Origin of the sequence: Hydrogenophaga sp. RWCD_12, assembly GCF_046604225.1 — a bacterium.
Classification (GTDB): Bacteria; Pseudomonadota; Gammaproteobacteria; order Burkholderiales; family Burkholderiaceae_C; genus Hydrogenophaga.
This window is the reverse complement of the sequence record NZ_JBKIXC010000004.1, coordinates 246,223-264,263: the sequence shown is the minus strand read 5'-3', so window position 1 is coordinate 264,263 and position 18,041 is coordinate 246,223. Positions and strand designations below refer to the sequence as shown.

The 18,041-nt window shown below is 61.0% G+C and carries 18 protein-coding genes; 6 read left to right on the top strand and 12 right to left on the bottom strand.

What is annotated here, in order from left to right:
* Positions 1–6: 6 nt before the first annotated feature.
* From ACLIJ1_RS16710 to ACLIJ1_RS16700, 3 genes are read right to left on the bottom strand one after another with little or no spacing between them, the layout of a single operon-like run.
* Entirely contained in the window at positions 7–1,173 is a 1,167-nt protein-coding gene (locus tag ACLIJ1_RS16710) for an extracellular solute-binding protein (RefSeq protein ID WP_411366667.1), read from the bottom strand.
* Positions 1,174–1,202: 29 nt separating this feature from the next.
* Complete coding sequence (aguB, locus tag ACLIJ1_RS16705; protein WP_411366666.1) at positions 1,203–2,108, bottom strand: N-carbamoylputrescine amidase; 906 nt, start codon at positions 2,106–2,108, stop codon at positions 1,203–1,205.
* Positions 2,109–2,125: 17 nt separating this feature from the next.
* Positions 2,126–3,166 (bottom strand): agmatine/peptidylarginine deiminase, encoded by a 1,041-nt coding sequence (locus ACLIJ1_RS16700; protein WP_411366665.1) that lies wholly within the window; start codon positions 3,164–3,166, stop codon positions 2,126–2,128.
* Between the two features lie 118 nt (positions 3,167–3,284).
* Here ACLIJ1_RS16700 and ACLIJ1_RS16695 point away from each other — a divergent pair, with 118 nt between their 5' ends.
* On the top strand, positions 3,285–4,169 hold the full coding sequence (locus tag ACLIJ1_RS16695; RefSeq protein WP_411366664.1) for a LysR family transcriptional regulator: 885 nt from the start codon (positions 3,285–3,287) through the stop codon (positions 4,167–4,169).
* Here the strand turns inward: ACLIJ1_RS16695 and ACLIJ1_RS16690 are convergent.
* The 3 genes from ACLIJ1_RS16690 to ACLIJ1_RS16680 all read right to left on the bottom strand — a co-directional run bounded on the left by ACLIJ1_RS16690 (position 4,162) and on the right by ACLIJ1_RS16680 (position 6,137).
* Complete coding sequence (locus ACLIJ1_RS16690) at positions 4,162–4,479, bottom strand: hypothetical protein (protein WP_411366663.1); 318 nt, start codon at positions 4,477–4,479, stop codon at positions 4,162–4,164. The two genes, ACLIJ1_RS16695 and ACLIJ1_RS16690, sit on opposite strands and share 8 nt — an antisense overlap.
* Positions 4,480–4,983: 504 nt before the next feature.
* Positions 4,984–5,670 (bottom strand): hypothetical protein, encoded by a 687-nt coding sequence (locus ACLIJ1_RS16685; RefSeq protein WP_411366662.1) that lies wholly within the window; start codon positions 5,668–5,670, stop codon positions 4,984–4,986.
* Positions 5,670–6,137 (bottom strand): hypothetical protein, encoded by a 468-nt coding sequence (locus tag ACLIJ1_RS16680; protein WP_411366661.1) that lies wholly within the window; start codon positions 6,135–6,137, stop codon positions 5,670–5,672. The genes ACLIJ1_RS16685 and ACLIJ1_RS16680 overlap by 1 nt, the downstream gene beginning before the upstream one ends.
* A 297-nt stretch (positions 6,138–6,434) precedes the next feature.
* Here ACLIJ1_RS16680 and ACLIJ1_RS16675 point away from each other — a divergent pair, with 297 nt between their 5' ends.
* The 3 genes from ACLIJ1_RS16675 to ACLIJ1_RS16665 are packed head-to-tail and all read left to right on the top strand — an operon-like array spanning position 6,435 to position 9,678.
* Entirely contained in the window at positions 6,435–7,601 is a 1,167-nt protein-coding gene (locus ACLIJ1_RS16675; protein WP_411366660.1) for a CBASS cGAMP synthase, read from the top strand.
* Positions 7,598–9,214, top strand: a complete 1,617-nt coding sequence (locus ACLIJ1_RS16670; RefSeq protein WP_411366659.1) for a ThiF family adenylyltransferase — start codon at positions 7,598–7,600, stop codon at positions 9,212–9,214. The genes ACLIJ1_RS16675 and ACLIJ1_RS16670 overlap by 4 nt, the downstream gene beginning before the upstream one ends.
* Positions 9,211–9,678 carry a Mov34/MPN/PAD-1 family protein gene (locus ACLIJ1_RS16665; protein ID WP_411366658.1) on the top strand — a complete coding sequence of 156 codons (468 nt, stop codon included), beginning with the start codon at positions 9,211–9,213 and terminating at the stop codon, positions 9,676–9,678. The genes ACLIJ1_RS16670 and ACLIJ1_RS16665 overlap by 4 nt, the downstream gene beginning before the upstream one ends.
* 120 nt (positions 9,679–9,798) lie before the next feature.
* Here ACLIJ1_RS16665 and ACLIJ1_RS16660 read toward each other — a convergent pair whose 3' ends face one another.
* The 5 genes from ACLIJ1_RS16660 to ACLIJ1_RS16640 all read right to left on the bottom strand — a co-directional run bounded on the left by ACLIJ1_RS16660 (position 9,799) and on the right by ACLIJ1_RS16640 (position 15,943).
* Positions 9,799–10,275, bottom strand: coding sequence for a Mov34/MPN/PAD-1 family protein (locus tag ACLIJ1_RS16660; protein WP_411367028.1), 477 nt, complete (start codon positions 10,273–10,275; stop codon positions 9,799–9,801).
* Complete coding sequence (locus tag ACLIJ1_RS16655) at positions 10,260–11,927, bottom strand: ThiF family adenylyltransferase (RefSeq protein WP_411366657.1); 1,668 nt, start codon at positions 11,925–11,927, stop codon at positions 10,260–10,262. Before ACLIJ1_RS16655 ends, ACLIJ1_RS16660 begins: the two co-directional genes overlap by 16 nt.
* Positions 11,928–11,939: 12 nt before the next feature.
* Entirely contained in the window at positions 11,940–13,109 is a 1,170-nt protein-coding gene (locus ACLIJ1_RS16650; RefSeq protein WP_411366656.1) for a CBASS cGAMP synthase, read from the bottom strand.
* A complete protein-coding gene (locus ACLIJ1_RS16645) occupies positions 13,103–14,116 on the bottom strand; it encodes a CBASS cGAMP-activated phospholipase (RefSeq protein WP_411366655.1) in 1,014 nt (337 codons plus the stop codon). The genes ACLIJ1_RS16650 and ACLIJ1_RS16645 overlap by 7 nt, the downstream gene beginning before the upstream one ends.
* A 603-nt stretch (positions 14,117–14,719) precedes the next feature.
* Positions 14,720–15,943 (bottom strand): MFS transporter, encoded by a 1,224-nt coding sequence (locus ACLIJ1_RS16640; RefSeq protein WP_411366654.1) that lies wholly within the window; start codon positions 15,941–15,943, stop codon positions 14,720–14,722.
* A 69-nt stretch (positions 15,944–16,012) separates the two neighbouring features.
* Here ACLIJ1_RS16640 and ACLIJ1_RS16635 point away from each other — a divergent pair, with 69 nt between their 5' ends.
* Positions 16,013–16,480, top strand: a complete 468-nt coding sequence (locus tag ACLIJ1_RS16635) for a helix-turn-helix domain-containing protein (protein ID WP_411366653.1) — start codon at positions 16,013–16,015, stop codon at positions 16,478–16,480.
* A gap of 49 nt (positions 16,481–16,529) precedes the next feature.
* On the opposite strand, the gene ACLIJ1_RS16630 is transcribed toward ACLIJ1_RS16635, so the two are convergent.
* On the bottom strand, positions 16,530–17,381 hold the full coding sequence (locus ACLIJ1_RS16630; RefSeq protein WP_411366652.1) for an isocitrate lyase/phosphoenolpyruvate mutase family protein: 852 nt from the start codon (positions 17,379–17,381) through the stop codon (positions 16,530–16,532).
* A 127-nt stretch (positions 17,382–17,508) separates the two neighbouring features.
* Here ACLIJ1_RS16630 and ACLIJ1_RS16625 point away from each other — a divergent pair, with 127 nt between their 5' ends.
* On the top strand, positions 17,509–18,012 hold the full coding sequence (locus ACLIJ1_RS16625; protein ID WP_411366651.1) for a GNAT family N-acetyltransferase: 504 nt from the start codon (positions 17,509–17,511) through the stop codon (positions 18,010–18,012).
* The last annotated feature ends 29 nt before the right edge of the window (positions 18,013–18,041 follow it).

The following is an 18,041-nucleotide window of genomic DNA, read 5'->3' as shown; positions in this document are numbered from 1 at the left end:
GGTCGGTCACTTGCCTTTCTTGAAGGCCACGAAGGCCTGCTGCATGCTGGTGCGCGCCTGGGCGCTCAATGCGCCGGTGAAGATCAGCTTGCGGATGTCGTCTTCGCTCATGCTGATGCTCCTGTTCCGCAGGACTTCGGGCTTGAGCAGGGTGGTCGCGGCGGTGTTGCCGGTAGGGTAGTTGAAGTTGTTGGTCATCGCCGCGGCGTACTCCGGGCGCAGGTAGAAGTCCATGAAAGCCAGTGCGTTCTTGGGGTGCCTGGCTTCCTTGAGGATGCCCATGGCGTCAAAGAAGAAGATGCCGCCGGTCTTGGGGATCAGGGCTTCGATGACATCGCTGGAGCCGTTTTCCTTGATTCTGGCGGCGGCCATGTTGATCTCGCTGGACCAGCCGATGGCGACGCAGGCCTTGCCGCTCGCGAGGTCGTCGATCATGCCGTTGGAAAAGATGCGGATGTCTTTTCGCACCTTGGCCAGCATGTCGGTGGTGGCCTTCAGATCTGCCGCGTCGCCCGAACCGGGGTTCTTGCCGATGTGGTGCAGCGCCAGCGGGATCACGTCGGTGGACGAATCCTGAAACGCGATGCCGCAGGACTTGAGCTTGCTGGTGTAGGCGGGGTTGAAGACCAGGTCCCAGGCGTTTTCGGGCATGGGCATGCCACCCAGTGCTTTTTCTGCCTTGGTCCTGTTGATGCCCACCGTGGTGAAGCCCCAGGCCCAGGGGATCAGGTGCGCGTTGCCCGGATCGTCCTGCGCGAGCTTGGCCATGAGGTTCTTGTCGAGATTGCCGTAGTGGGTCAGCTTGCTCTTGTCCAGCGGCTGCATGATGCCGCCCTCGACCTGCTGCTTGGCGAACACGTTGCCGGTGACCGCGATGTCGTAGCCCGTGTTGCCGGCCGTGACTTTGGCGTGCATGGTCTCGTTGCTTTCGTAGGTGTCGTAGTTGACCTTGATTCCAGTCTCCTTCTCGAAGGCTGCAATGGTCTCCGGCGGGATGTAGTCCGGCCAGTTGTAGATGTTCAGCACCTTCTCGTCGTCCAGCGCCACGGGAGCCGGCGCTGGCGCCGCCGCAGGAGGCGCGGGGGCGGGCGCTGGTGCGGGTGCTGGCTCGGGCGAACAGGCACTCAACACAACGGCCAACGCCGTGACGCACAGAACAGGGATGGCTCGCATGAAGGCTCCTTGGGTTCGAAGGTAAGGCATCAGCACTCCACCGCGCCGTCGCTGGTCAGCAGGGTGCGGTACATCGTCGGTCGGCGGTCGCGGAAGAAACCCCAGCTCTGGCGGTCGGCGCGCATGGTGTCGAGGTCCAGCGTCTGGATCAGGATCGTCTCTTCCGTGCGGCCCGCTTCCTGCAGCTTGGCGCCGGTGTGGTCGGTGATGAAGCTGCTGCCGTAGAAGGTGGAGGTCAGCGGCGCCTGCTGCGGATTGCCGTTGCCCAGCCCGGTCTCGGTGCCGATCCGGTTCGCGGCGACGACGGGCACCATGTTGGCCGCGGCGTGGCCCTGCATGGTGCGCTGCCAGTGGCCGCTGGAGTCGTAGCTCGGGTCCCAGGGTTCGGACCCGATGATGGTCGGGAAGCACAGCACCTCCGCCCCCATCAGCGCCAGGCTGCGCGCCGTCTCCGGAAACCACTGGTCCCAGCAGATGCCGATGCCGATGCGCGCGACCTGGGTGTCCCAGACCTTGAAGCCGGTGTCGCCGGGAGAGAAATAGAACTTCTCGGTGTAGCCGGTGCCGTCGGGAATGTGGGTCTTGCGGTAGCGCCCGAGCACGCACCCGTCGGCGTCGGCCACCGCGATGCTGTTGTAGGCGACGTTGCCGGCGCGCTCGTAGAAGCCGATCGGGATCACCACCTTCAGTTCGGCCGCCAGGCGCGCGAAGTGGGCAATGCCGCGGTGGCCTTCAAAAGGCTCTGCCAGCGCCAGGTGTTGCGCGTTCTGGTCAATGCAGAAGTAGGGCGACATGAACAGCTCCGGGCACAGCACCAGCCGGGCCCCCGCTTTCGCGGCTTCGCGGATCAACCCTTCGGCCCGCGCGATGTTGTCCTGGAAGTTCCAGCTGCCGGAGGCCATCTGGACGGCAGCGACGGTCAGTGTTCGGCCCATGGTTGTGCTCCTGTGCATCAAGCGGAAGTGGTGGAAGGCTGTTGCTGGGTCGAGCAGTGCAGGCTGCCGCCGCCCATCGAAATTGCTGTGACGGGCAAGAGCTCGATGGCTCGCCCCGGGAAGGCTTGGGTGAAGACCGCGCGGGCCGCCTCGTCCTCGGGCACGCCGAACGCCGTCGACACCACCGCGCCGTTGACCAGCACATAGTTGGCGTAGCAGTCGCAGTAGCGCTCCGAGCCGAAGCGCTCGCTCACAATCGGTGAAGGCAGTTCCAGGAACTCGAAGCGTCGGCCAGTTGCGTCGGTCGCGAGCTCCAGCGCGCGCCGGTTTTCCTGCATCGTGCGGTGGTACTCGCCCTGGTCCGGCGAGGCCGACTGCACCAGCACCCGCCCGTCACCGACGAACGAGGCGATGCCGTCCACATGCCCGTTGGTCTCCACCTCGTCGGGGTTGCCGGGCAGCCAGATCACCTTGCGGATGCCGAGCATGCGGCCCAGCTCGTCTTCGATCTCGCTGCGGCTCATGTGCGGGTTGCGGTTGGGGTGCAGCAGGCACGACTCCGTCGTCAGCAGGGTACCCTGTCCGTCGACGTAGAAGGACCCGCCTTCCAGCACCATGTCGGAATTGAAGATCTGCGCACCGGCAGCGCGCGCCATGTCCTGTGCCAGTTGCTGGCAGCCGTCGTGCGGCTGGTACTTGCCGCCCCAGGCGTTGAAGCGGAACACGGCGGCGGCCAGCTGCCCGCCCGGCCCCTGCAGAAAGACCGGGCCGCAGTCGCGGATCCAGTTGTCCTCGGCCGCCACCGAAACCACCTCCACACCCGGCCCGCACAGGAGCCGTGCGCGCTCGACTCGGCTGTGGTGGGCGGTCACCTTGCAGGGCTGGTAGCGGGCGAAGGTTCGCGCCGCCAGCGCGAACTCCTCTTCGACCCGCGCGTAGTGGTCGCCCCACAGCTCCTCCCGGTTCTCCAGCACCGGCCAACCCAGCCACATGGCCGCCATCGGCTCCCACTCGGCAGGCATCCTGTAACCCCGCTGGCGGGCATCGAATCGACTCATGAAACGCTCCTTGGGTGGGTCTGGAGCGAGTCTAGAAAGCCTAAGATACAAATAAAAGCGAACTCTTTTGCTTTGATCAATCAAGTTACTTCATATGTCGTCGCCGCGCATACCCTCCATGAAACTGCTGGTGGGCTTTGAGGCCGCCGCCCGCCTGGGCAACTTTTCGAGGGCGGCCGACGAGCTGGCCCTGTCGCAAAGCGCCATCAGCCACCAGATCCAGATGCTCGAAACCCAGCTCGGCCAACCGGTGTTCCGGCGCATCGGCCGCGGGGTCGAACTCACGGTGGCCGGCAAGATCCTGCTCAGCAGCGTGCAGGGGGCGATCAACACCTTGCGCAACGGCATGGGCCGCATCGGCAGCTACATGGACGAGGGGCTGGTGGTGCTGGTGTGTCCGGCGCCGTTGCTGCAGGGCTGGCTGCAACCGCGCATGGCACGGCTGCTCGCCGAGCTGCCCGGCCTGTGTCCGCTGCTGTCGTGCGACGAGACCGCGCGCTACGTGGACGAGATCGACGTGGACCTTTCGATCAGCGAGCGTCCGCTGGCCCAGGCCGGTCTGGTGGAAACGCCGCTGCTGTCAGACGAGTGGGTGATGGTCGCGCCGACGGCCTTGTTGCCGTTGCTGGGAGGGGTTGCGATCGATCGGCACCACCTTCAGGTCGGGCTGATCTGCATGGAAAACGCCTTCACCGGCGAAGCCACCGCCGACGTGTTCCGCGAACATCTGCACCGCTTTCGCAAGACCGCCATCTACGACGACGAGCGCCTGTTGCTGGACGCCGCCTTGCGGGGCCTCGGGCTCGCGTTCCTGCCGCGCCTGCTGGCGCAGGATGCGATCGACCAGGGCCGCTTGCATCTGCTGGAGGGCTACCCCCGCGTGGAAGGCAAGACCTGGTGGATTTCCCGGCGGGCGGGTGAGCCGCGCAGCGAGCGCATCACCCAGATGCACGACTGGCTGCTGCGCGAGGGCCACACGGCCGCGCCCAGCGGCGTCAGATGAACGCCGACAGGAGGATGCCGCCGAACGTGGCACCGAGCCCAGCCATGTACAGCTTGAGCGTGACCCTGTAGTGGGCCAGCGCCGCCTCGGGCGCCACGCCGGGCTGGAGCATGCGGAACAAGGCGCTGAACAACAGCAGCGCCCCCACACAACAACTCAGCAGCACCACGACGTCCGACAGCGAGCGCAGCGCGAAGTTGTCCTCCGTCACCCACTGCCCGAGAAAGCCGACGAGGAAACCGAGGATCACCCCCAGCGAAGTCACCACGGGCTGGCGGTAGTCTTTCAGTTCAAAGGCGGGTGAGCTCATAGGTCGTGCTCCAGGGAATGGGGGCCTAGGCATTGTGCCTGCTGTCCCTCGCGACGAGTCCCTCGGCGGCAACGCGTTGCCAGGTTCTCGAAGCAAATGCGGAGTACACCGCCTGCCCGCTTGATACGTTGGCATTTGAGCTTTGAAGGACCGCTTTGGCGCACTAGGTGGAACGGCGGGAATTGGGGTAGCTCCTGTCGGTCACGTCTATTCGAGCTAAGACCGCTCCCAGCCTCTAGCGGGTCCTGACCGGTCTCAGGCAAGTGTGCAGCGATTGCTGTCGACTGCGAACGTACAGTGACTTTCCGCTCTGTGTCCAGCAGCGGTCATCCATACGGCGCAGGCTGCTCTTGCTCACTGACTTCTCGGGGTCAGGCAGTCGCAGTCAGCTGAGCAGAGACTCAACCGAAGCAGTCAAACGACTTCTTTCTCCGTTAGAAAACTGAACGTACCGGCCCGAACCAATTCCAGATACAAGGAGATGGCGGAAGAAGTCGAAAGTGGCTACTTGACAGCCGTACCCTTGTTCTTCAGCAACTCGGTATAGACCTTCTTGGCATCGGCGAACGAGTCGATGCCGTTGAAATCGCGGGTCACGAGGTCCAGCGAAATGTGACCACGGGTGGGTGAGTTGGTCCAGTAGAAACCCTCCAGCCGCTTGTCGCCTGACATGAGCCGAAGGTCCCCGTAGCCTGTGGTGAGCTTGTCCTCGGCGTCCTGCAGCCGCCGCATTTCGAAGACGTACTGAAGTTGCGCAATCGCGCTTCGAGGCTCGACCACCAATGCCTCCAACGTAGACCGGGCCGGCAGGCTAGGTGTGTAGGACTGAATTGTCAGGAAGAAGTAGCTCTGTTGAACCACGAACGCGATCGGGATGGGCGGTAATGGATCTGCGCCCTCGGTCGGCTTGAACTCGGTCCTCAACTCGCCCCACCATAGCCCGTGAACCATGCGCTTTCCCATGAGCCATGCGAGCTTCGGGTGCTTCCATTGCAGTTTTGACAGCCCCCAAATCAGCAGCGGCGGCACTGCCAGCGCAGTGGACACGCTCTGCCAAATGATCTTCACCGGGTGCTCCCGCAGTTCAGGTAAGCGGGCCAAGAGGATCCCGCCGGCCAATACCAGCAAGACATAGCCGCAGTACTTGAATAGCCGCAGTAGGTCGTCGTAAGTCAGGCTAACTGGCAACATCAGATGAGTTCGCTAAAGGTCAATTGTCCGGCTTCATAGATCGAAGCCAAGCCTTCGTGTGTGAGCAGCCCTATGGCCTCAATGCCTGACACCTTCGAGGCCAGCAGCGCTGTCATGTGCCGGGCACCGCTGGCATGCGGTGCGGCGTCGGATGAATTAGGTAGCGGCGGCGCGATGAATTGGCACAGGTGGGTCAGTGACGCCGAACTGGCTCGCACGAAATGGAAGCCGTCGTGCCAGCGAGACGAGTGGCGCGCCGTTCGGGCAAGCACATCACAGATGGGATCGAGTCCTTCGACCGGCAGTTCGAATCGCTCATCACCGCCGATTTCAAGCTGCAGGTGCGGCAATGCCGCCAGCGAGTTGTAGAAAACAATTCCTAGCCCGGCGAAGTCATTGGCGATCCTGGGAGCAGCCCCGCGAAGCAGCTGAAGGGCACTGAACGCTTGAAAGGATGGCAAAGTCAAGGTCTCCACGCAGGAAAGAAGTCGCTGCACTATCCACCTTTTATCGGTGCAGATAATGTTCCGCGAATGTCTGACTTGTTCGTCAGCGTCTCCCGCGTTCTAGAACAATTATCCCAGCAATGGGGGCGAGGCTATTGAAAATCCAAACTTCGTTCTCAAATATCGAAACGTCGAAATCCCCAGCACGCTTTCTAGCAGTATTCGGCTTTCCGGTTGAAGTGTGGAACGGGTAGCTCGGCACCTGCAGGCGACGTGTCTCTACACGCGTCTTACCGTTCATATCATGCCCTCCTGCCCATGCTGAATCTAAGCGCCCTCTTCTACACAGAAATCGAATCTGAACCCTGCCTATTTGGCAACTTGGACCTGCGCGAGGAAGATCGCAAGGACATCGCCGAAGCCAAAAACGAGGTTCGGATAGCGCTGCGAGACGGGATCCCACGTGTCTACGCGGCAGATGGACACCCAGGCAAAGTCCCACAGCCGCGATTCTTCACGCAGGGCTCCTGGGCCTACAAGACGTTGAACGCTCCCGCGCAAAGCCCCCAGCAAGCAGACGTTGACGACGGCTGCTACCTGCCGCTCAGCTTCCTGAACCAGACAGACAGCCCCAGCATCGCGGCGGAGATCTTTTTCGGCGTGGCAGAGAAGGCCCTGGCAAATCTTGTCAAGGACAAGGGCTGGAAGCTCTCCGGCAAGCCCACCTGCATCCGCGTGGAAATCAGCGATCGTTCGCACATCGATATTCCCTTGTACGCGATCCCGGACAACGAGTTCGAGACCCTCGTAAAGGCAGAGAACGCAAGGCGCGCTTCCCTCGAAGGCATCCACATCTTTGTCGAAGCGGCGATTGACAGCTGGGAAGACCTGCCCAAGACGAAGGTACTGCTTGCCCATCGCGAGGAAGGCTGGATGCACTCCGACCCCCGCCCTGTGAAGGAGTGGTTCGTCGACCAAGTCGAGACCAAAGGAGAACAGCTCCGCCGAGTCGTGCGCTATATCAAGGCTTACCGCGACTGGACCTGGAAATCGGGAGGCCCCAGTTCAATCCTGTTGATGGCAGCCGCGTCGCCGCTGTTCGTGAAGCAGGATCTTCGTGATGATCAGGCGCTGGTAGACGTCGTCAAGCAATTGCCCTCGGCGCTACGCATGGGCGTCTGCAACCCGATCAACCCGAGGGAGTCGCTGACCGACCGCCTGCGTGCGGTCAGCGATGAAGTGGACCTTGTCGAGCAGGCCGCGCTGCGGTTCGAGGATCTGGGCCGCCGCCTCCAGGCGGCTCTCGACGCAGGCAACGCCGATCAGGCGTGCACTTGGCTGCAGGGGCTGTTCGGGCCGCGCTTCCCTGACCGTCCCGATCGCGTGACGGCGGGCTCTGTTGCCTCAGGCGTGGCCGCTGCCATCGCCGCCTCCCCGGCGATCGCCGGCCCGAACGAGCTGGTCGGACGGACACGCGCCGGATGAAGTTCGAGAAGGTCGCGATCCCGGACCTGACTGCAGCGCTACACCAGCGCGGCTTTTCTTATTTGAAGCGCGACGAGCTTGGCTGGATGCGGTTCGTCGGCGAACTACGCCTGAAGGCTAAGAACTACCCCTGTGAACTAGCCGTCTCACCCGCACTCGATGACTTTCCCCGTGTTTGGCTGACGCCGGTTCCGCCGGGGCGCCCTGAACTACAGCCTCACCTCAGCGCGAGCGGGTACCTGTGCTACCTGGCACTTGGCTCGGTCATCTTCGACTTCTTCAATCCGATCCGCCAGACGATGGCCTGCCTCGACAGTGCTGAGCACGTTTTGGAGGACATCCTGGCCGGCAAAATGGTGGAGGACTTGGCAGAGGAGTTCCACATCACCTGGGGCAGCAACTGGTGCCTGTTGGACGTCGATGCGCGCCTGCCTCGCAGACTGGACGCCTACGCGTTCGGAGGAAAAATCAGCGTCGCCACGGACAACGAGACGCGCACCCACGCCAAGCTGGAAGCCATCGGCCTGAGTCTTCCAAAGACCAAATTGCCCGCGTTTCGAGTGCGAACTAACGCAAGGCCTATGCCGCTGCAGGGAAGCTGGCCACCAAAGACCGTCCAGGCGTTCCTGAAGTGGCAGAAGACGCTGGACCCGGGGTGTAGCAAGAAGATCGAGCAACGCCTCATGGATTTGTTCCGGGCTAAAGCGACGCGCGTGTTGGTCCTGATCGACTCGCCGCAGGTCCAATACGGCATCGAGGTGGACCTCAAGCGCGATTCCGCCGGCCCAGGCAAAAAGCCGTCGCGACGCGAGATCCTCTACCGCCTGTCCGTCCACTGCATCTCCGTGTACCGCATCGACGACCAGTACCTTGCCGAGCGAAACATTCCCGGCTCCAAGACCCTCGCCGGGCTCAAGATCGGGCTAGTTGGGTGCGGGACCATTGGCGGCTATCTCGCCGAGATGCTGGCGAAAGCCGGCGCGGGAACGATCGGCGGGAGACTAACGCTGGTGGACATGGGTTCTCTTGAACCCGGCAACCTTGGACGTCATCGACTTGGCTTCAACGCCCTAGGCAAGAAAAAAGCAGAGGCGATGTGCGATGAGCTCAGGCGTGTGGCGCCGGGCGTAGACGCTGTGGCCGTTGTCGGGGATGTCAAAGCTACGAACCTGGGGCCGCTTGACCTACTGATCGACGCCACAGGGGAACAGAGCCTGACCGACTGGCTCACATGGCAGTACTCGGACAAGGTTCCGTTCCTGGCGACTTGGGTGGAAGGGGCTGGGTCCGCCGTCCGCGCCCTGATGAAGGCCAAGCCTGAGTACGCCTGTGCGCGATGCGTGTCACAGCCGCCCCTGAAGGAGCAATACCGAGTGTTCGACGTGCCGCTAGAGGTCGGCATGAAGGGACATGGCTGTGAAGGCCTTTACGTTCCCTTCACTGCTGCAACGTCCGTGCAGGCGGCCGCGCTAGCGATGGAGATGGTTCAGGCGTGGTTGGATGGCGCAGAGTCGCCCAGCTTTAGAACGCGCGCACTCGATCAGCAACACGAAGTTCATTTCAAGGATTGCTCGCCCCCAAGGTACCAAGGATGCCCAGCATGCGCCACATGAGTGACTGGACTTTGGCCGGTGGCAGCCTGCTTCTGAACTTCTCCGACGAGGTCCGCGGTGTATTCGATAGGAACGTACAAGTGGGCAACCTACCGGAGAGCGGCGGCGTGCTGCTGGGGACCGTGCATGAACGCGGCCTGCTCGTCACAGTGGCCACGACACCTACACGCCTGGACCGGCAGTTTCGCTATCTCTTTGAACGGTTGCCGTTCGGCCACCGCGCGGTGGCAAGGCGTCAGTGGCGCAAAAGCGCTGGCACCACCCGCTACATCGGTGAGTGGCACACGCATCCGCAAGACATCCCAGTCCCCTCTGGCATCGATCTGAACGAGTGGCAGAAGCTAGCCAAGACGAGGGCCGATAAGCGACCTTTGTTAGCCGTCATCGTCGGTCGAAATGACCTTCACGTGGAGCTGGTGCAAGGTGACGGCCATCGAGAGCTGCTCAGTCCTTACATCGAATGAGCATGTTGGGTACTGCGTCTGGGCTGCCGCCGATCTCAAAGACACCTTGTTAAGGCGGAAGATGAAAACCGCAGGTGGTGCGACAAGCTCTCCAAGTTTGAATCGAGCACACCACATCCATCAGAAGCTGATCTCCGTACACCGCTCAACGATCACCCCTCTTGAAACACCCGTCCACAATTCACCGCCCCACCCCATAATCACGAACACCATTCGAGCTTCTCGCTGGCGGCATATCTTGCGCCACTCACTGAGGTCTGTCGCGGACGGGTTGGGTTGACACTCAGGATGCGTGTGCCATTCACCCAGGTAGTCGATTTTCTGGTCGCTGGCGTGCCAATGGCGGAGAGCAATCTCTTGGTGATGACGAGCGGAGCGCACGAACTGGTAGCGCCAACCTCTGTCTGCTTTTTGCGGTGCAGAGGCTATCGTCACATGCAAATGATCTCCGCGCCGATAGCCAAGCAGGATGCCACCGGATTCGGGTTTACCGACACTGTCCTGCCAGTGTCTGTCCATCAACTCCAATGGCTCGGCTTCGATGAGTAACCTCCCTGCGGAAGGAATAGGTCCTTGCCAGACTAGGGGCGAGCGCATGCTGGACAAGCTTCCATTCGGGCAGGGTCCTGGTTTTTCACCTTGAACACGTCTGCGCTTTCCAGACTGCGCGTGCGAAAACGCGGCGAAGGGTCGCCCTGCAACCAGGCGCAGACCATGTCGATGGCCAGTGCGGCCGCATGCATCGGAGCGGATACCGCATAGGGCGTAAATGCGCGACACCCATCGGTACGCCGCAGGGGCTCCGTCTTAAGCAAAGGGAATCGCTCTTCTCGATGCACCCGGGTATTGGGGGTGAGCAAGCAACGGTAGCAGGCCCCACCTTGCGCATCTGCCCACAGAGCCTGCACGGCCTCTCCGTTTCCACGGATCCACACATGCAATATCGGTGTGCGTGTCCCTCTTTGTAGGCGCAGACCATTGAGAAGTTCACTCACTGACTCCTCGCCGGTGGCATCAACGATCAACTCCGCACCGAACAGTTGAGCATGATGAAACGCACTGCAGGCGTGGGCTTCGATGTCACTGTGCGGGAACTGGCGAAGCAGTTCCTCTCTCAACGCCCCTGCCTTGCTTTTCATCAACGCGGAGTACCCCAGCGCATGCCGCCCCAAGTTTTCGGGGCCAAGGGTATCGGGGTCGATGAGTTTGAGCTTTCCGAGCTTGCCCGTGCCTGCCCCAAGTCGCACCAGCGCGGCCGCGACGAACGAGCCCACAGCACCACACCCTACAACGGTCACCCGCTTGTTGAACAGGTCGTTAAAACTGAGATTTCGACTGTGTACGAACCGGCTACTCACCTCACGAAGAGCCATTCGAAATACACGCTGTGTCCCTCCCGCGTTGTGTAGGTAGTTCCTGAAGCGCTTGGGACTGTTGGCATAGCCGATGCATTTGACCTTGTTTAAATCGAAGCCAAAGCCAATCCAACCCACAGGCGTGTTCACAGCGAAGGCGGCATACGCTTGCTGCAGGTACTCTTTCTCGCCAAGTGCCTTCTGCACCCCGGCTGCCAAAGAACGATCCCAAACCCGGAGCCAAGCAAACAACTCCTTTACCGTCTCGGGCATCTTTGCGGGAACAGATGGTCGGACTGGGGTCCTAAGCAACCAGCATCGGAATTGCGATGGTTTCAGGCTGGCACCAATCGCCTGCGCTAGCCGACGCGCCTCATCCGCGTCGCAGGTCACCAGAGCGTGCTTACGCTCACCCTGAGTCAGGATGAAATACCCAGCAGTCGTTGCCTCGTGGTGAATGTCCCCCAGAAAAACTGTCCATGGCAGTGCAAGTTGTCCATATTCCCAATGAGCTGGAAACTCACTCTGTATGTCGCCGACGCGGTAGTCCGGATCAGCACTGATCCGATCCAGCATGGCTTTGGCTTGGTCCAGACATTGAGCCAAAGCCGTCGCCGGGTCGTAGCGATCCAAGGTCACTGCCCCCGGAGCGAAGTAGCAAAGGTGCCCCAGCACGTCGACATGTGGCATCACCGCGGGCAGAAAGGCGGGTCGATCGACCAGCGAGATCCGAGGGTACTCAAGAAAGTCCCAGTCCTCGATGGTCAGCTTGACAGGCACCGCCCCTTTGGCGCAGGGCAGCGAACCCGCAAAAGCTCGGCAAGGTGCCCTCGCAGCAACGGGATGGAACCCGCGGCTTCTCAGCAGCCTTAGCGATTCTCCCAGCAAGGTCACGTTGAAGTGCTTTCAACCGGCCTTTGTGGATGGGATGACCGGGGCAGCCACCTGCAATGCAGGTGTGCTGCGTATGGCGTCTGAATCGCCATCAAGCTCCACGCACGCACTGTCCATGGGCAGGCGTCCTCCAAACTGCTTGCGCAGCAAGGCAAGGACCGCGTCCTTTTCGTGTAACGCCGACTCGCGCGACTGGCGCAGTTCCGCAGCCAGTCGCCCGAATCGCTGGGCGGCGGCTTCGCGGTCGGGCTCCAGCAGTCGGTTGAAATCCTCTGCTCCATCATCAATTCCCAACTCGCGGATCTCGCCCAAGAAGGCGCGACTCAAGCGCCGAGCGGCATCCTCAAGTGCACGGTCATCACGGCCAACGCGTGGCTCGAATGTCTGGGTCACCGCGATCATGATCGACACCGAGGTCGGCCCTCCTTGCTGCCAATGATGGTCACGCCAGGCTTTCAGGTAGCGGCAGACCCGACGCAATTGCGGACCATGCTCCTCGACACGATCTTTGAACCAGTTGGCTATAACTTCGGGGTCCGAGGGCTTCCACTCGCCCTTGCGCGTCGCCATCACCACACAATCCAAGTCTGCCCACTGCTGCCTGGTCTCGATGGCCTCCGTGAAGTCGATGCTTTCCATGCCGGCGGAGTCGTAGGTCCCCGCCTTGGCCAAAGCCACTGATTCGGTGATCTTCTCGAACTTTCCCTCCGGTGCCGCGTACAACGGAACGTCGATGTGCGCCCAGGGAGATACCTTGATGCGGATACAAGTGTCTTTTCCTGGAAGCAGTGTCCAGTCCTCGTCGTCGCAGAGATCTTCCAAGAGCTGCTCGACCAAGACGAAGTAGGCTTTTGCCATGGCGTGTGGCGGCCCGTTCTCTTCCCAAACTGTGACTGGAAGATAGACGCCAAAGTCCCAGTCCATTTCCTGAGGAGGTGTCGTGGCCGGCACGACACAGGTGTCGTAAGACCAAGAGCCTTGTGTCCTGAACCTGGGCGTCACACTGTGGTCCATACCGAGAACGGTCTTGGTCGCAAGACTGATTTTCAATTTGAGGTGGTTCTCGATCTTCCTGACGCATGTCCGCAGGTAGCGGCGTTGCTCCATGTCAGGGCGGATGCGGCTCTCGAACGCATCGGCGTCAATGCCACTATGGAAAAAGAGCTTGGAAAATTTCAACATTTGACTTCTCGCGCTGCGTTAGGGCCGTAGTAAAACTTGGGGAGAGCAGATTGGTGGCGAAGAAACGCTTGGCAGTCGTCACGCCCCAAACAAGCTTTCGATTTTTCAGAGGCGGAGCCCATCAAGACCTCACGCGCTGGGGCATCGGCCTTATCCAGAGCGACCGCTCTGGCACGCTCGTCCGTCAGCACATCGTCGACCAACACATAGCGTGCACCGAGACGGTGTTTGAGCATGAAGTCGCTGAGCGACTCCTGAACCGAGATCGACACGCCAAACAGCCGCTTCGGCATGTTGGCGGGATGGATACCACCCCAGTCATACGTTCCACCACTGCGATTGCGGCGCGGGTCCGCGGTAAATTTCGACGACATGGTGCCAACGGACATCATGTGCACCGCATTGAGTGGGTGCCCAAAAAACATTTGAGCTTCGTGAAGAGCAATCAACCCGGGCGCGTTGGCATAGAGCCCACCGTCCACGTACTGGTTGTTGTTGAAGGTGTGTCGGGGAAAGTACCCTGGCGCTGCGCTGGTCGCCAAAGCGATGTCCACCAAACGGAACTGGTGATCCCTCTTGAAGGAAGCGTGGTGCGCCGTCTTGAAAAGCTGAGGCTGCCCGGTCGAGTAGTTGATCGCCGGCACAATAACCGGATGCTTGCACGCACCCAGCGTTTGCTCACCGAAAATATCTGGAGCGGTCAATAGTTGCTTCAGCGGTTCTTGAGAATACGGGGCGCGGACGATGCCCCACAGCGAGAGACGGCGCTTGAATATGTCCTCTCCATGCTCCTCGAAAAGCTTGACCATCTTCTCGGCGGGAATCTCCATGGCAACAGCTAGGGCCAGGATTCCGCCGATGGAGGTACCGGCGATCAAGTCGAAACGCTGTGCAATCGGGCCGCCGATGTCCTGCTCCAGATCTGCCAAGATTTTGGCGGTGTAGAGCCCCCGATAGCCACCGCCCGAAAGGGCCAATATCTGGAACCGCGCTTGTTCTAAATCCATCAAGATCCCACCCTCTGTGTCGCTACGTTGCTTAGGCCACCCGCTGTGTCATCTCCATCTGGTGGTATGGAGATCAAAAGCGGAACTTCAAGGGGCTCCAAGGCTGATGCACTCTTGACCAGGCAGTGCACCCAAAAACGCCTCAGAACCAACGCCAGACACGGCGTAACCATTCTGAACGGCGCTGAAAGCGCGGTCTGTAGAGCTGGCGAAATTCGTGGTGCATGGGCCTCTCCATGTGAGAACTGTAATTTTATACAGCATCCCTGGCAAGCCCTGTTTTTGGACCCAAGGTCGGTTTGACGGCCAAAGGACTCGGGCGTCCTGGCTGATGCCGTGGGGCTGCCCAGGCGTTGCCCCCGAGCCAATCGGCGTCTGTCTCGGCCGCTCAGTGAAAATCCCTGACGCCTCCGGCAGCCTGTGCGCTGTGCTTTCAGTGGTGCGTGCGAGGTGTGTGGGTGGGGCGTCTCGCTGTTCCCTCCGCCGTAGCACGTGTCTCGCCGGCTGAAATGACCCCACTTGTCAGCGATCAAGTTCCGCGTGACACAGGTCGAGAAAGAAACCGGGATCCGTGCCAGGAAAACTAAAAAATTCCGTAGGGACTCACTGTCGGCTGCGTGCAAGCGACATCGCGATCGCGCAGATCATCATTCCACTGGCCAACAGGAAGGTCAGTTGCATCCCTTCGGCGAAAGCCGAGGCGCTGGCGTGAGCGAAGTCGTCTGTTCCGACGCCATACGAGAAGACGATGCCCATCACAGACGCGCCGGTGATCAGGCCGATGTTGCGCGAGAGGTTCAGCAATCCCGAAACCGTCCCTTGTTGGTCCTTGGGCACCTTCGCCAACGCGGCTGTGTTGTTTGCCGCCTGGAAGAGTTGGTAGCCCGGCGTCAGAACGGAGATGGACAGCACGTAGCCGATCACGCCGATCATGTTTGGCAGGAACGCGAGCAGCAACGTGCCAACGGCCAACAGATTGAGCCCTATGGCGAGTATCCTGCCGCTTCCCCAGGCATCGACCAGTCGCCCCGAGGGAATACCGCCGAAGATGGAAATCACGGGGCCGATGGCCATCACGAATCCGATCTGCGAGGCCTTCAGACCGAGACCAAAACCCAAATAGAACGGCCCGACCACCAAGGTCGTCATCATGATGGTTGCAACCAGCAGGTTCACGAGAAGACTGCGCGCCAGATCCCGGTCAAGCGCCGACAACAAGCTTGCATTGGAGCCGGTCCTATTGGTGGGCTCGCTCGAGAGTGTCACGAAAGCCAGAAAGAAAGCGATGCACGCCAGCGGGAACTGCACCCAAAAAATGCCGCGCCAACCTGTTGCCTCGATCAGAACCCCGCCAAGCGACGGGCCGAGCGCCGTCCCCAGCGCCGACACGGTGCCGAGCAAGCCCATCGCCCTGCCAAGGCGCTCCGTTCTCGCCGTCTGGCGCATCAGCGCCATGGAGAGTGTCATCAGGAAGGCAGCACCGATGCCCTGTAGCGCCCGAGCGCTGACCAGTAGCCAAAGGTTCGATGCAGCGCCACACAGCAGCGAGGCAACGGCAAAAACCGCAAGGCCTAGCATGAGCGAACGTTTCAGCCCGAGACTGTCACCGAGCCGCCCCGCAGCGACGACCGTGATCGTCAGCGCGACAAGATAGGCGACGACGACCGACTGCACCTGTGCGAACGGCGCCGCGAACGCCTCGGCCATTGTGGGCAACGCGATGTTGGCGATGCTGGTACTGAGCGATGCCAGCAGCATCGACAGCGCCAACGTGATCGTGATTCCCTCTTGAGCTTTGACCGGGGCCGGTGATTCCGTCTGCTTCATCATCCTTCTCTCTTGTCTGAAGTTTCGATCGAGAGCATGATGCGACCTCAAGTTGACTTGAGGTCAAGCATGGAATTTCTGGATATTGGAGAGGTCTCGGCAAAGAGCGGAATCAAGCCCTCGGCGCTGCGCTACTACGAGGAAGCCGGGCTCATTTCCTCCAGTTCACGGCATGGACTGCGCAGGCAGTTTCCGCGCGATGTGCTCTTGCAACTCAAGCTCATTTCTATGGGGAAATCAGCCGGTTTCTCGCTCGCCGAGATTGGTGGCATGTTTGGACGGAACGGTTTGCCAGAACTGCCGCGTGTGGTGCTGCATCAGAAAGCCGACGAGATCGACCGGCAGATCCAAAAGCTGGCGGCGCTGCGAGATACGCTGCGCCACGTCGCCGACTGCCCTGCACCTTCGCATTTGGAGTGCCCAACCTTCAGGCGACTGGTTGAGGTGGCGGGCAAGAGCAGCATCAAGCAAGCGAAGAAGAAGGCATCCACGGCGAAGGTGGGCTCAGAACCCTCCGCAAGGCGCGTGAAGCTGTAGCAGCTGGCGACGGAGCTCCACCTTGGACCTCCACCTTTGAGCGGTACACCTACCGTGTGCCGTCAGAGCCACGCCGCTCTGCAAAGAACTGCGACAACTCAGCGTCGGGGATTTGCTGATCGGCGTATGTGAACGTCCCTGAAGCGGCCATCTCTTGCGCCGCCCTTCGGATCAAGCCGAAAGTGGCGCGCGCCAGGCTGCCGCCGACGGTGACCCGCCGAACGCCCAACGATCCGAGTTGGGACACGGTGAGTGAGGAGCCCGTCAGTCCCATGACCACAGTAATGGGACCGTTGATCTCCCGGACCAGTGCTTCGATGGACTTGGGGTCGGATGCGCCCGGGACAAAGAGGCAGTCCGCACCCGCTTCGTGGTACGCATTGCATCGTTCGACGGCGTCTGCAAAGGGATGGCGAGCATCCGTCAGGTAGGCATCGGTTCTGGCTGTCAGAACAAAGGGGACTCCCGAAGCGTCTGCAGCGCGTCTGGCTGCTCGAATGCGTGCAACAGCATCCTCTCTGTCGAACAGGGCTTGCGCAGGGTTCCCGCTGTTGTCCTCGATGTTCGCACCCACCACGCCAGCGCGGATCGCAGCCGTGATGGTTTTCCCAACCTCGTCCGGACTCGAACCGTAGCCCGACTGGAGATCGGCAGAAATAGGAAGTGGACTGGCCGCAGCGATGGACCCCACCCGATCCAGCATGGTCTCCCTGCTTACCGCAGCCTCCTGATCAGGGAACCCCAGCGAGAAAGCCACGCCGGCACTCGTGGTGGCGATGGCCGGAAAGCCGCAGGACGCGAGCATCAGCGCGCTACCAGCGTCCCACGCGTTGGGCATCAGAAAGATGGCGTCGGTGGTGTGCAACTGCTGGAATCGCAGACCCTGTTGGATTTGATTCATGAAGGCTATCCTAGTGGTTGAAAGGGGCGGCTGGCACAGTTTGCAGCGGTGCAGCGAGGTGTGATTTCAGCTTGAGCCTTCCCGAGGCTCAAGCTGAAATCACAACAGATCAAAGGTAGATGTTTCCATGGATGCGGTCGTGTCACTCAGGCGCTGGCAGGCGCTTTCTGAAGCCGAGCAGACTGCTGTCCTGCACTTGAATGTCACGGAGCAGCAAGTTGAATTCGCCGGGACCGTCGCGCGATCGGTCCAGGCCTGCGTGGAAGATCAGACCAATGAAATTGCGGGCCTGGCAGTGGTTCACGAACAGCGCGTCGTCGGCTTCTTCTTGCTCAAGCGGGGCGCTAGTGCGCCGGTGTGGGGCGGTCCAAAGGCGGCCGTGGTCAGTGCCATGCGAATCGACATTTCCCATCAAGGCAAGGGGATGGGGTCCGCTGCCCTCAAGTTGCTTCCGCCGTGGATCGCCGCACACTGGCCGGAGTCCACAGAGCTCGCGTTATCGGTCGATGAGGAAAACCAGTCCGCGCGCCGTGCCTATGCCAGGGCAGGGTTTGTGGACCTCGGGAAAAGAGATGAGGGGCGCATCGGTTGGGTTCGCTACATGTCGAAGCCGATCTCATTTGCGGTCTGAAGTCGCTTCTTCCATTCGTCAAAAAAAGG